This is a genomic window from Clostridium yunnanense, assembly GCF_016595795.1.
GTDB lineage: Bacteria > Bacillota > Clostridia > Clostridiales > Clostridiaceae > Clostridium_AR > Clostridium_AR yunnanense.
This window is the reverse complement of the sequence record NZ_JAENHN010000029.1, coordinates 49,054-63,735: the sequence shown is the minus strand read 5'-3', so window position 1 is coordinate 63,735 and position 14,682 is coordinate 49,054. Positions and strand designations below refer to the sequence as shown.

Genomic DNA, 14,682 nt, shown 5'->3' with positions numbered 1-14,682 from the left:
GTAAAGCCATGCGTAACAGAGCAAGTAGCTCTGAGATTAAGCATGGCTTTTTACTATTTAGAACTTTTACACACTATATAAATGTGTATTTTACTTTGATATAGCTAATTTTTGTATAGTGCCTAAACATAAGATTTTATTTTACAGCTTCTCATAAACTAAAGTCATTATTGTTTGTTTTAGTTCTTCAGCTTTTCTCAACATATTATTGCAATCTTCTTTTATTTGGTTAATATCTTCACTTTCTATAAACTTCAAGTTAACCATTACATTTAATATTGAACTTTCAATTGATGCATAGGCAAGTATGGCAGAAACACCAGCGTCAGAAATTACATTTGAGTTTCCATACATTGCTGCGGTTTTGATGTGTTCCATTACGGCTACTAGTTCTTTCGCAAGATTTAATGGAACTAACATTGCATTCTGAAGTCCAGCTTGAATTTGTTCTTGTCTTATTGAAAGATTTTCTTCTGTATCTTTAGGTAGTTTATAAGCTGACATTAGACTTGAAAAAGCTTCTCCGTCCTTATCTATAAAACTTAGACAATCTTCTGTCTTTTTCTGGCAACATTCCATTGCAGCCAATACAGTACCTTTTTCATCGTCACTTAAACTAGCAAAAGCTTTTTTATTTACAGTAAGATTAAATACCATACTACTTAGGGCTGTTGATAGTGAAGCTGATACTGCAGCTGCACCACCACCACCTGGTACCGGACTACTTGAACTTAACTCATATATAAAATCATTAATACTCTTATCCTTAAAATACATATAATAATCCTCCTAAACTTTTGTAAAGACGTATCACTTCGATCTGAAATCTATTTTTAAAATTCTCACGGCTTTTGGTGAGAGAAGTTTTAAATATAAGTTTTATTATGAAGCGGTACGTGCAAACATCTCAAATTTTATTGAGTATAATATAACTATCTGAAAAATTTATTAACCTCTTCCATATCTATATTACTAATATCAGCTCTCAAGCCTGCTAAATAAGTTTTAAAAATAGATATAGGTTCTTTTTTTATAAACATTCTTCCTACAGTTTCTATCATAAGATAAAGAGAAAAAACTATCTTGTGATAAGCTTTTGCATTTCTTCTCATAAATACGATCCTGTTTCTATTTAAAAAGAAATAGCTTAATCCTTTGTACTTTGAAATAGTAGCAGATTGTTTATGAAAAATTTTGCTGTCAGCAACACAAATTAGATTAAACCCAGCTCTTTTAGCTTTTAAGCAGAATTCGGTTTCCTCAAAAAATAGAAAATACATTTCAGGTATTAAGCCTATTTCTTTAAAGACTTCAGTTCTTGCAACGAAGCATGCACCACCAAGATAATCAACAGATAAAGTTTTATCAGTTAGAGAACTATAAGGAGTGTTTTTACCTTTTGCTTGTGCCAGGCCTGTGAATAGATTTATGTTTGCTCCTACTGACTGTATTTTATCTCTGTCGTTAAAATCGCAGATACATGGTCCAGCTATACCGACACCTTTATTTGTTTCCATGTAAGAGATTATTTTTGATAGAAAATCTCTTTCAACTTCTACATCATTATTTAAGATACATACATATTCAGGATCGTGTTTTAGTGCATATTCTATTCCAATATTGTTTCCATGAGCATATCCTAAGTTTGTAGTATTAGTTAATAGTGTGAATTTGTTAGTGTTTTGGCTTAATACTTCAACCGAGTTGTCATTTGAGTTATTGTCTACAACAATAACTTTATAATTATCATAATCTATGTTTAAGACGCTATCTAAACATCTAAGAGTTTCTGTATAAGAATTAAAGTTTAATATTACTATAAAAACTAAAGGTTTCTTGTTCATAAGATCTCCTTGCTATTTGGTAATTTCATTATATAGATTCATTACTATTTTATCCCAGTCATAGTTTTCTCGTATAAGATTTACATTGTTAGTTGAAAGTCTTTCAATATCCTTACTGGAAATATAGTGATACAGTTTATTTGTCAGATCGTCAACGTTAGAATCCATTATTAAACTTCCTCCGTTATCCGACACTAGTTCATTTGCAATTCCAACACTCGTAGAAATAATTATATTTCCAAGGGCAGCTGCTTCAATAAGCACAATTCCAAAGCTTTCGAAGTGAGAAGTTAAACTGAAAATTTTTGATTTTCCATAAATCTCTATAAGTTCTTTTCTGTTAGAAATTTGTCCAGTCTGTTTAATTTTATTTTTCAAACTAGGATGTTTTTGGATACAATTTTCTACATACTGAGTGAACGTATCAGTACTCTCACCTACAAGTACTAAATTCCAAGGTAAATTATTATTGCTTTCATTTAATTTGATAAACGCTTCAACTAACATTTCAGAGTTTTTTTCTTCTGCTCCTAGTCTCCCAACATGTAGAATATTATTTTCTTTACTCTCAAATTTAATATTTATTGATTTAAATAAATCATAATCTATACCATTTGGGATGTACTTGAATTTCTCTTTAAACTTAGGCAATAATAGTTGTATTTCCTCGAAAAGTTTCTTTTGTTCTACTCCAATTATATCAACTTTCTTAAAAAAGTAATTGAATAATTTAAGTCCTGCAGTACTTAGAGATTTAATTTTATTTAGTAAGTTTTCAGTACAGTCCAATTTAAGAAAGATTTTTCCGTTCTTATTATAATGCTTATAGACCATTGCAAATACCACAGATCTAATAGTTACATGAAATAACTGTAGTACATCTATAGTTTTAGCATTTTTTCTTAGGTATAAGGAGCCATCAATAATATCATTATTATGTTTCTTGTTTATAAAATCTAGTTTTAGACCTTTTAAATCACCATCTATGTAATCATACCTATCATTATTGTAGCAGGCCACATAACTTTCAACAGAATATAATTTATGAAGTTTGTAAGCAATCATTCCTACATCTTTGATTAAATGCACATTTTTTGCTTGGGGAAATAAAACACAATATTTCAAAAAATTCACCTTCTTGTACACAAAATAATTGAGTTATTTACAATTATAATATATATATCACATAATTAAAACCATATTTGGAATGATGAGAGTTATAAGAAGTAATTATGTAGAAGATTATATTAATTATTTTCACAAATTACTAATCCATCTAAGTGGTGACTTATTTGCTGCAGCGTAGTATTTAATGATATACATATAATAAAAGGTCTCCTATGCATTTTGCCAAAATAAAATAAACTACTTCTCAGTCAGCTTTTTTAGCAGAAGCCAATATATTGAAGTAGTTTATCATAATTATTTATATACTGATAGTATTACAATTTTATATGATACTGAAGTTTAAAATCGAGGGATGAACTATAGGGTTCCATAACTTAATAGTTGAGTTAGGAACTCAATAATGTGACATCGTCATTAGATGTAAGCTTTATTTTAAATCATCTAAAGATTTAAACTCATATCCTTGAGATTTCCATTCTTTTAATAGTTCATCTAGTATTTTTGTATTAGTATTTGAAACTGCATGTAAAAGTACTATACACCCATCACTTGTTCTTTCTAAAATTCTTTTCTTAGCGGCTACAGGGTCTGGTTGCTGATCAACTAACCAATCTTTGTAAGCAAAACTCCAAAATACTGTTTTATAACCTAAATCCTTAGTCTTTGCTAAAGAGGCTTCGCTATATCTACCCATAGGAGGTCTAAAATATAAAGGCATTTTTTTACCAGTGAGTTTCTCGTATTCCTCTTCAACTTCAGTGAATTCCTTTTTGAATTTTTCAGAATCTGTTACTGAAGCCATAGATGGGTGATGAGAAGAATGATTGCAAACTAGGTGTCCTTCTGATTCCATACGTTTTATTAAATCTGGATTTTGAAGTATATAGGGTTTTACAACGAAAAAAGCTGCAGGTGCTTTGTTCTCTTTTAGAATATCTAGTATTTTACCTGTATTGCCATTTTCATAACCCTCATCAAAAGTTAAATACAGTACTTTTTTAGATGTATCACCGATGTAATAACTATCGTAGTTGAATACAAAATTTTTAGTTTCTTTTGGAGCATCAGGGGTAGAATTTTTATTCCACATATAATACCAACTATATTCTTTGTTGCTTAAAGATTGTTCTGTATGAGTATTAAATTTAAAAAAATCAAATTTGCTTAGATCGAAGCTAATATTTGTAGTAGCTAGGGATGTAATTAGTGAAATATTTATTAAAGCGTTTTTTACAAAAGAAAAATTCATTTAAATCACCTCAATTATATTCTTTTCATAAAATCCATTAGGATACTGGTGTTATATAGGCATTAATTCCACATAATATAACTTGTTGAAATGTTGCCTTTACTAAGGTATAATCTTATAAGTGTTATTTATTAGTTTAAGTTACCACTTTATTTCGATTTTGAATTTAATGCCTTATTATTTATGAAACAAAAAAATATTTTTAATTAAGGCTTTTCAATATTTAAAACTATTACGTGGTATTAAAGTTTAGAAAGGATGTACATAAATGAAATTAGGTATTGTTGGATTACCAAACGTAGGGAAAAGTACTTTGTTTAATGCTATTACTAAAGCAGGAGCTGAATCAGCAAATTATCCATTTTGTACTATAGAACCTAATGTAGGTGTTGTTAGTGTTCCAGATAAAAGATTAGATGTATTACAAGAAATGTATAATTCTAAAAAGAAAGTTTTTACTTCAGTGGAGTTTTATGATATTGCAGGACTAGTAAGAGGAGCAAGCAAAGGTGAAGGACTTGGAAATAAGTTTCTATCTCATATAAGAGAGGTTGAAGCAATATGTCATGTTGTTAGATGCTTTAATGATGATAATGTTGTTCACGTTGAAGGTTCGGTAGATCCTATAAGAGATATAGAAACAATAAATTTAGAACTTATATTTTCTGATCTAGAAATTCTTGAAAGAAGAATGGAAAAAGCAATGAAGCTTGTAAGATCAGGCGATAAAAAGGCAAAAGAAGAGTATGCTCTAATGGAAAGAATGAAGGCTCATTTAGAATCAAATAAGCCAGTTAGAACATTAGAAGTTACTGAAGAGGAAAATGAATTTGTTCAATCGTTGTTCCTAATCAGCTCGAAATCTGTTTTGTATGTTTGCAATATATCAGAAGATGATATGATGGAAGGCAATCTTGATAATGAGTATGTAAAGATTGTTAAAGAGCATGCTGCTGGAGAAAATGCAGAGGTTGTTGTTATCTGTGCAAAATTAGAAGAAGAGCTTTCTTCATTAGAAGATGATGAAAAGAAAGAATTATTAGAAGAATACGGTTTGGATCAAGCTGGTTTAGACAAGTTAATAAATGTAAGCTATAGACTACTGGGGCTTATTAGTTATTTGACAGCAGGTCCACAAGAAGTAAGAGCTTGGACTATTACAACAGGAATGAAGGCGCCACAAGCAGCTGGTAAGATACACTCAGATATAGAAAGAGGATTTATCAGAGCTGAAGTAATTGCATTCGATGATTTTGTTAACTGTGGATCAGAAGCAGCAGCTAAGGAAAAAGGACTATACAGATTAGAAGGTAAAGAATATATAGTGAAAGACGGAGACGTTATATTGTTTAGATTTAATGTTTAGTTTTATTTAATAAACCATAATCTAGTCCCTGTATTAGTTTTATTATAAAGATGTTGAGAATTTATCAAAACTATTTTTAGTAAAAGTAATTTGGGTAGTATATTGAAGATACCTTAGGTTTAGAAGTAAAGGGTTCCTTTATTGAAAACTTAAGGTATCTTTTTTACTGTGGAATAATCAATGGTGATGTGGAGGCCTTCAGAAAGCATAATTAAAGAAAATTTGTCTTTCTTTGCAGTGAAGTACAAAAAACTCAAGCAGGCTAAATCTATAGATTTTGATTGGCTATGATTGATTAAGTGTTTTATCCAAGTTTATGGAAATAATGAAATGAATAGTATTATAAGTGTACTTTTTTACCATTACCATGGAAAACATCCAAAATAAGGGTTATATCTATGCTCAAATATTAATTTTATTTTGAAAAAAATTAAAAAGTCTATAAAAAAGGAGGGATTTTTAATTTTTTATAGAATAATAAAGTTAAAGTGGTGAAAAGTGGTGTAAAGTGGTGACACTTTCCACATTTATACCTAGTTTGAGGTGTGGGATGTTTATAGGAGAATACCAACATGGGTTGGATAATAAAAACAGAATAATCATGCCTTCTAAATTTAGAGAAGAACTAGGAAGTAGATTCATCATGACTAAAGGATTAGATGGATGCTTATACGTTTACCCATTAACAGAGTGGAAGGTGTTAGAAGAAAAACTTAAAAGTCTTCCTCTAACTAATAAAGATGCTAGAGCCTTCGTGCGTTTCTTTTTCTCAGGAGCAACTGAGATTGAAACTGATAAACAGGGAAGAGGTGTCATTCCTCAAAATCTTATTGAATATGCAGCAATAAATAAGGAAATAGTAAGTATTGGGGTGTTAACTAGAATTGAAATATGGGGCAAGGAAAAGTGGATAGATTACAACAATTCTGATATAGATTTTGATGCTATAGCAGAAAAGATGAGCGACTTAGGAATATAAGGAGAAACAATATGGAATTTAAGCATGTGTCAGTATTATTAAATGAATGTATAGAAGCTTTAAATATAAAGGAAGATGGAATATATGTAGATTGTACCTTAGGCGGGGCTGGACATTCTTCAGAAATAGTAAAAAGACTGTCTAGCAAAGGAAGACTTATAGGCATTGATCAAGATAAAGATGCTTTAAGCGCCGCAGGTAAGAGACTTGAAGAATATGAGGATAGAGTTACTCTAGTTCATGATAACTTCTATAACATTGATTCTATATTAACTACTTTAAATATAGAAAAAGTTGATGGGATACTTATGGACTTAGGGGTTTCATCATATCAGCTAGATGCTGGTGAAAGAGGTTTTAGTTATATGCAAGATGCGCCTCTTGATATGAGGATGAATAGAGAAAATAAATTTTCAGCTTATGAAGTAATAAATGGGTATAGCAGTGAGGAATTATTTAAAGTAATAAAAAGATATGGAGAAGAAAATTTTGCAAGCAGAATTGCTAATTTTATCGTAAGAGAGAGAGAGAAGGGGCCAATAGAAACAACTTTTCAGCTTGTTGACATAATAAAAGCAGCAATACCTGCTAAAGCTAGAAGAGAAGGACCTCATCCAGCAAAGAGAACTTTTCAAGCTATAAGAATTGAGGTAAATAAGGAGTTGTTTATTCTTGATAAGGCTATTACAGATGGTGTAAGAAGATTAAATGATGATGGAAGAATGGCTATAATAACTTTCCATTCGCTTGAAGATAGAATAGTAAAAACTGTTTTTAAGGAACTTGAAAACCCATGTACATGTCCTAAGGAGTTTCCTGTTTGTGTATGTGGAAAAGTCTCAGAAGTGAAAGTATTAACTAGAAAACCTATAGATCCATCAGATATAGAAGTTGAAGAGAATCCTAGAAGTAGAAGTGCAAAATTAAGGGTTGTACAAAAAAAGTAAATAAAATAGTTATATTATGGTAGGGATGTGAATAAGTTGGTAGTGAAGGAATTCGATTATGTTAACGGTAATACAGCGTTAAATCCGAAAAGAAAGGTCAATGACCCACAAAGAGATAAACAATATGAGGATCTTAAAAAGTCTAAAATCGATAGAGATAGGAGACTGAAGGAAAGACAAAAAAGAAATAGAAGAGCTGCCACTCAGGTTATTGTAATGCTTTTTGTTTTAGGAATTGCAACAATTTGGAGAGATGTAAAGGTCTATACTGTTCAAGCTCAGTTAACTCAAATAAACTCAGATATAAAAGAATTTAGTGCTGAGAATGAGTCTTTAAAGGCTGAAATACTAAAATCTTCTTCGTTAGATACAATTAAAACTACAGCTGAGAATAAATTAGGAATGGTTATCCCAGGGGATGGGGACATCTTAAGAGCAAGTTCTAACGAAAATTACTTTGCTGCAAATGTTAAGGACAAGCAGGATACTAATAATGGTTGGAGTCTTCTAGCTAAGATTAAAGAGTTTTTATTTTAGTAGGATGTACTTATCTAGGCTGTATTAGGATGTTTAATTTGTTCTTTGAATTTTAAAAATCCATGATCAATATTTTGTGAAAAATTAGGGTTGATTTTGAAACCAAATTAATCTTAGTATATGTATGTGTTTTGATAAACTACTTCAAGCGTTAATTGATTAAGTTAAACTTTTTATTTTATAAAAATTCTTATCTTAATTATAATGATTGAAGTAGTTTATGTTCAAAATAAAAGATTGATTAATATAAGGAGTATTTGGAGGCATTTGTTAATTTGTAAGGGGATATATTTATTAAAAAATGCAACTAAAAAATAAAATTCAATAGAATAGTTAAATATTAAATAAGTTAATATTAAAGAATAACTTTATTTCTGAATGATCGAGCAATGTTTTGGAGGTATAGTTATTGATTGAACATAATTACAGGGATAAAGCTACCACTAAGAAGAGAATGTGGATAACAGTAGTTTTTTTAACTATATTATTCTTTGGATTAACTTTAAGATTAGCGTATGTAATGATAGTTAAGAGTAATGAATATTCAACTAAAGCTGTTGAACAATGGACAAGTAAAGTACAAATAGATGCCGTAAGGGGAAAAATTTTAGATCGTAATGGCTCAGAGTTGGCTGTTAGTGGTAACGTCTATAGAATAGACTTTGACTTAAATGCTATTAGAGAGTACTTAAAAAAACATAAGCTTTCAAGCCAGGATATTGCTCCTAAAATAGCAACAGCATTAGGCCTTACTGAAAAAGAAATATTGGACAAACTTAATACTAAACTGCCTAGCGGAGCAGATGCTGGAGCAGCGCATGTTGTTAGAAGAATAGAGAAGGATATTGCTGATAAAGTTAAAGCACTACAAATAAATGGAGTAATGGTATCTCCTGACACAAAGAGATATTACCCTAACAATAATTTATTGTCTCATGTACTCGGAAATACAAATTCTGATGGTAAAGGACTTAATGGAGTAGAACTTCAATATGATAAAGACCTTTCAGGAACACCTGGAGTGAGGATAGCAGAAATAAATAGAAAAAGCGAAGATTTACCATATACTATTGCAAACTTCACTGCTCCAATACCTGGTAAGGACATAGAGTTAACTATAGATAGACAAATACAAATGTTTGCGGATAAAGCTGCAGCACAAGCTTTAAGCGATAATAAAGCAAAGGCAGTAAGTGTTATAGTTACAGATCCTAAAACCGGAGAAATCTTAGCTATAGCAAACAAGCCGGATTTTAATCCTAATACTCCATATGAGGGGGCTGAGAGCTTTGACGGAGCGAATGCTACAGACAAATTACAAAAAATGTGGAGAAATAGAGCTGTAAGTGACTCTTTTGAACCAGGGTCAATATTTAAGGTTTTTACTGCAATAGCTGCCATGGAGGAAGGTGTTGCGGATAAAGGTGAGACATACTCTTGTTCAGGTAGTGTTAGGGTGTTGAACAGAATTATAAAATGCTGGAAAAGAAGTGGACATGGTACTGAGACCTTTGGAGAGATAATAAAAAATTCATGTAACATGGGATTTATAGAAGTTGGTAAGAAGTTAGGTAAGGAAAAGTTAGCTGAGTATATAAAGAAGTTTGGTTTTGGAGCAAAATCGGGGGTGGATCTTCCTGGTGAGGCTAAGGGAATAACTAAATCGGCTGCAACAATAACTGATATTGACCTTGCGACCATTTCTTTTGGACAAACTAACACAGTAAATCCTATACAATTTATGGCCGCATTTAATACAATTGCTAACAATGGTACTTGGATTCAACCTCATGTAATGAAAGAAATTAGTCATGTAGATGATCAAGGTAAACGAGTAGTTGATAGGAAGTTTGATCCTAAGACACAACAAGTTGTAAGCGCAGAAAAGACAACAAAACTAAGAGATTATCTGGAAAAGGTTGTTTCTGAAGGATCTGGAAAGAGGACATTTATTGAAGGTTATCATATTGCAGGTAAAACTGGAACAGCTCAAAAAGTAAATCCAGCTAATGGTACTTATGAAAGTGGAAAGTATATATCATCCTTTGTAGGAATGGCTCCTGCGAATGATCCAAAACTTACTGTTATGGTTTCAATTGATGAAGCTAGTGCTGGAGAGTATTATGGTGGTGTTATAGCTGTACCAGTAGCAAAGATAGTTTTTAACGATATATTCAATTATTTAGATCCTTCTGCTATATCAAAGGATACAAGTAGTATTATAAGTGCCCCTGACGTAATTGTTCCTGAAGTTAGAGGTATGAAAATAGATGAAGCTAAGAAAAAACTTAAGGAAATAAAGATAGATTTCGATATAGAGGGACAGGGGGAGTATGTGACAGATATCAAGCCTACACCTGGTTATACAGTAAAGGAAGGCAGTAAGGTCAATCTTTACAGTGGAAGTTCAGGAAATTATAATAAAGATGTTATTGTTCCTGACATAAAAGGCTATACTAAAGAGGGAGCTACTAAAATTCTTGAAAAAGTGGGTCTTAAAGGTGATTTCTCCGGCAAAGGTCTAATGGTTGATGAACAAAGCATTCAGCCAGGAGAAGTTGCGAATAAAGGAGATTCTATCGGGCTTACCTTAAGTGATGATGTAGATGATTAATTAGCATGTGGCTTCTAGCCACATGCTAGTATTTTGTTATATTGCTGCAATGTTTTGTAGAAGTAGCTTTTGATGAATATTAATTAATATTTGATACTTTGTATCAGAATGTATATCTATATATCATTTAGGAGGATTTAATAGCATATTATTTAAGGAGATGAGTGGACAATGCTTCTAAGAAACTTATTAAATGAGATAGACTTTGAACTTATAAAAGGAAGTTTGGATCAAGATGTAAATAAGATTACTTATGACAATAGGAAAACCGAAGAGGGAGATATATTCTTCTGCATTAAAGGGTTTGCAAGTGATGGGCATAAGTTTGCAAACAGCGCTGTAGAAAATGGGGCTAAGGTAGTGTTTTGTATGGATGATTTAAGTATTAGTGAAGATATTACTGTGCTTAAAGTAAAAGATACAAGAAAGACTATGGCGTTAATAGCTTCAAATTATTATGATAGACCTACAGAAAAGCTGAAGGTAATTGGTATAACTGGAACTAATGGTAAGACAACCTCTGCTTTTATGACAAAAAAGATTCTTGAGGATAGTGGTTATAAAGTTGGATTAATAGGAACTATAGCGAACTATATCGGAGATAAAGTGATTAAGACAGAAAGAACTACTCCGGAATCGTTAGAACTTCAAGAGCTTTTTAATGAAATGGTACAAGAGAAAGTTGAGTATTGTGTCATGGAAGTTTCATCACATGCTCTAGAGCTTGATAGAGTATATGGAGTAAGATTTACAGGTGCAATATTTTCGAACTTAACAAGAGATCATCTTGATTTTCATAAGACTTTCGAAAACTATTATAATGCTAAATTTAAGCTTTTCGAGAGAACAGATAAGGCAGTAATAAATTTAGATGACGATTATGGGAAAAATATAATTGTAGATTTGAAAAGTAAAAATATAAAAACAGATATATTTACCTATGGTGTTCATGATAACGCTGATATAAAAGCAAAGGATATTGTTAACTCATCAAAGGGCGTTAAGTTTAAAGTGACTTTAGATAACGAAGAATATGAATTTAATCTTCAGATGCCTGGTTTATATAATGTTTATAATGCACTTTCAGTAATAACTTTAGCTAAGCATTTAGGTATAGATTTGAAATCAATAGTGAAAGGCCTAAATAAGGCAGTTGTTCCAGGAAGATGTGAGAGAACAGCTATTGAATATGATATTCCATATGAAGTAATAATTGATTATGCTCATACTCCAGACGGATTAGAGAACATACTTAAAACTGCTAGAGAGTTTACTAATAATAGACTAATATCTGTATTTGGCTGCGGTGGCGATAGAGACAAGGTTAAGAGACCTATGATGGGTAAGATTGGTACAGAGCTAAGCGATATAGCTATTGTTACCTCTGATAATCCTAGAAGTGAAGAGCCTATGTCTATAATAAATGAGATTATATCGGATTTGGATACCACTAGTTATAAAGTTGTTGAAAATAGAAGAGAAGCTATCAAAACTGCACTTGAAATTGGTAAATCAGGGGATGTAATAGTAATTGCAGGTAAAGGACACGAAAATTATCAGATTTTAAAAGATAAAACCATTCATTTTGATGAGAGGGAAGTAGTGGTAGAAATATTAGAGCAATTAGGAGTGAAAAAATGCTAGATTTAACCTTAGAAGAAATTATAAAGGCTATAGATGGAAGTTTTATCACAAAAAATAAAAATGAACATTTTGAAAAAGTTAGCACTGATACAAGAAAAATTGAAAAAAACAGTATATTCTTTGCTCTTAGAGGCGAGAATTTTAATGGTAATAACTATATAAAAGAAGCAATTGATAAAGGTGCAAGTGTTTGTATAGTAGATGAAAATAAAGAAGAATTTCTATGCTACGAAGCAAATGTTATAAAAGTAGAAGATTCAAAAAAGGCTCTTCAGAAACTTGCAAAATATTATAGAGAAAAATTAGGATTAAAGGTTATAGGTATTACAGGCTCAAATGGTAAGACATCGAGTAAAGATATATTAGCAGCAATATTAGGAGAAAAATACACTGTATTTAAGACTAAGGGCAATTTCAACAATGATATAGGGTTACCACTTATGATATTGGAGCTTGATAGAACTGTGGATATTGCAGTCTTAGAGATGGGGATGAGTAATTTAAATGAAATTCACCTTCTTGCAGATATAGCGAGACCAGATATTGCAATAATAACTAATATAGGGTTATCACATATAGAAAACCTCAAAACTAGAGAAAACATTTTAAAAGCAAAGATGGAAATAGTTGATTATTTCAATGAAGGAAATACTTTAATTATTAACGGTGATGATGAGCTTCTAAATGGCGTAGCTAATGATAGATACAGAATTATTAAAACAGGTTTAGATGATTCCAATAACATCACTGCCGAAAATGTAGTTTTATTAAAAGACCATAGTGAATTTGAAGTGAACTTGCAAGGACAAATAGGTTCTTTATATCTACCGATGCTTGGAAAACACAGTGTGCAAAATTGTTTGCTTTGCATTGCAGCAGGAAACTTACTTGGTTTGTCACTGGATGAAATGAATAATGGATTAAGAAATATACAATCAACTTCTATGAGGTTGGAGATAATTGAGACAGACAGAATTACTATTGTTAATGATTGCTATAATGCAAGTCCATCATCTATGAAAGCTGCTATAGATGTTATGAAGAACATAGATGGGTATAGAAAAATTGCTATACTAGGAACCATGAGAGAACTTGGTGATGAATCACTAAATGCACATATAGACACTGGAGTCTATGCAAAAAATAATGGAATAGATCTATTATTATGTTGCGGTGATTACTCTGATGGTTTTAAGACTGGATTCTCAAATGATGGGTGTATAGTTTTTCAATCGAAAGAACAATTAATTAAAGCATTGGAAGAATTAATTAAGGAAAAAGATGTTATTCTTGTCAAGGCATCAAGAAGTATGAAGTTTGAAGAAATAGTCAACGAGCTAAAAAAATGAATCTATAACCAAGGAGGTGAGCTGTCTAAATTAGACGGCAATATATGGGGAATTTAGCTAATACAGCGTTAATAATATCAATTTTAATAAGTTTTATCGTGGCATCAATAATAGGTCCAGTTATAATACCTCTTTTACATAGGCTTAAATTTGGACAAAATATAAGAGAAGATGGTCCAAGAAGTCATTTGAAAAAGGCAGGAACACCAACAATTGGAGGAATAATATTTATATTGGCCACACTAATTACCATGCTTGTCATGATACCTAGCTTCACTGATGAGTCTATGGTAGTATTATATGCATTCATCGCCTTTGGGTTTGTAGGATTTTTAGATGATCTTTTGAAGATTATTCATAGGAATAACTTGGGGTTAAGGGCGTGGCAGAAAATGGCACTACTTCTTGTAGTTTCTGGTGCATTAGCTTATTATGCATATGTGAGCATAGGAACTTCAATAAATGTACCGTTTTCTAGACATCAATGGGAGATGGGATGGTTATTTATACCGTTTATAATCATCTATTTTGCAGCAACTACTAATGCTGTAAATCTTACAGATGGATTGGATGGGCTAGCAACTTCAATAACTATACTAGTAATGACTTTCCTATCTATCTTAAGCTTAAATATGGGACATTATAAACTATCTATATTCTGTGTTGCTCTGGCTGGAGCTTTACTAGGATTTCTAAGATTTAATGCATTTCCGGCTAGGATATTTATGGGAGATACAGGTTCACTTGCTCTTGGTGGAGCTGTAGCTGCTATAGCAATGATGCTTAAAATGGAACTTGTTATAGTAATTGTAGGTGGAATTTATGTGTTAGAAACTCTTTCGGTTATAATTCAAGTAGCATCTTTTAAGCTTACTGGAAAAAGAGTGTTTAAGATGGCTCCGATTCATCATCACTTTGAGCATTTAGGATGGAGTGAAACAAAGATCGTTTCGGTATTCTCAATCTGCACACTTTTACTTTGTCTTATTGCCTTTTTGTCTTTGTAGTAATTATAGGAGGAATTT

12 protein-coding genes are annotated in these 14,682 nt (G+C 31.5%); 8 read left to right on the top strand and 4 right to left on the bottom strand.

All coding sequences use genetic code 11. The annotated features are described in order from the left end of the window. Positions 1-141: 141 nt before the first annotated feature. The 4 genes from JHL18_RS10445 to pdaA form a co-directional block, all read right to left on the bottom strand. Positions 142-777 (bottom strand): cyclodeaminase/cyclohydrolase family protein, encoded by a 636-nt coding sequence (locus tag JHL18_RS10445; RefSeq protein ID WP_200268860.1) that lies wholly within the window; start codon positions 775-777, stop codon positions 142-144. Positions 778-932: 155 nt separating this feature from the next. Further along, complete coding sequence (locus JHL18_RS10440) at positions 933-1,844, bottom strand: glycosyltransferase family 2 protein (protein WP_200268858.1); 912 nt, start codon at positions 1,842-1,844, stop codon at positions 933-935. A 12-nt stretch (positions 1,845-1,856) separates the two neighbouring features. Continuing rightward, entirely contained in the window at positions 1,857-2,969 is a 1,113-nt protein-coding gene (locus JHL18_RS10435; protein WP_200268856.1) for a glycosyltransferase family 4 protein, read from the bottom strand. A gap of 430 nt (positions 2,970-3,399) precedes the next feature. Further along, positions 3,400-4,221, bottom strand: a complete 822-nt coding sequence (gene pdaA / locus JHL18_RS10430; protein ID WP_200268854.1) for a delta-lactam-biosynthetic de-N-acetylase — start codon at positions 4,219-4,221, stop codon at positions 3,400-3,402. Positions 4,222-4,489: 268 nt separating this feature from the next. Between pdaA and ychF the strand changes: the two genes are divergently transcribed. From ychF to mraY, 8 genes are all read left to right on the top strand, one after another. Then, on the top strand, positions 4,490-5,587 hold the full coding sequence (ychF, locus tag JHL18_RS10425; RefSeq protein ID WP_200268852.1) for a redox-regulated ATPase YchF: 1,098 nt from the start codon (positions 4,490-4,492) through the stop codon (positions 5,585-5,587). A 550-nt stretch (positions 5,588-6,137) separates the two neighbouring features. Beyond that, positions 6,138-6,566, top strand: coding sequence for a division/cell wall cluster transcriptional repressor MraZ (mraZ, locus tag JHL18_RS10420; RefSeq protein WP_200268850.1), 429 nt, complete (start codon positions 6,138-6,140; stop codon positions 6,564-6,566). An 11-nt stretch (positions 6,567-6,577) separates the two neighbouring features. Further along, positions 6,578-7,513, top strand: coding sequence for a 16S rRNA (cytosine(1402)-N(4))-methyltransferase RsmH (gene rsmH, locus JHL18_RS10415; protein ID WP_200268848.1), 936 nt, complete (start codon positions 6,578-6,580; stop codon positions 7,511-7,513). 42 nt (positions 7,514-7,555) lie between these two features. Next, a complete protein-coding gene (locus tag JHL18_RS10410) occupies positions 7,556-8,050 on the top strand; it encodes an FtsB family cell division protein (protein WP_338025463.1) in 495 nt (164 codons plus the stop codon). Between the two features lie 409 nt (positions 8,051-8,459). Beyond that, positions 8,460-10,664, top strand: coding sequence for a stage V sporulation protein D (locus JHL18_RS10405; RefSeq protein ID WP_200268844.1), 2,205 nt, complete (start codon positions 8,460-8,462; stop codon positions 10,662-10,664). Positions 10,665-10,835: 171 nt separating this feature from the next. Then, entirely contained in the window at positions 10,836-12,308 is a 1,473-nt protein-coding gene (locus JHL18_RS10400; RefSeq protein ID WP_200268842.1) for a UDP-N-acetylmuramoyl-L-alanyl-D-glutamate--2,6-diaminopimelate ligase, read from the top strand. Further along, positions 12,302-13,657, top strand: a complete 1,356-nt coding sequence (locus JHL18_RS10395) for a UDP-N-acetylmuramoyl-tripeptide--D-alanyl-D-alanine ligase (protein WP_200268840.1) — start codon at positions 12,302-12,304, stop codon at positions 13,655-13,657. The genes JHL18_RS10400 and JHL18_RS10395 overlap by 7 nt, the downstream gene beginning before the upstream one ends. A gap of 44 nt (positions 13,658-13,701) precedes the next feature. Then, positions 13,702-14,664 carry a phospho-N-acetylmuramoyl-pentapeptide-transferase gene (gene mraY / locus JHL18_RS10390; protein WP_200268838.1) on the top strand — a complete coding sequence of 321 codons (963 nt, stop codon included), beginning with the start codon at positions 13,702-13,704 and terminating at the stop codon, positions 14,662-14,664. Positions 14,665-14,682: the final 18 nt, after the last annotated feature.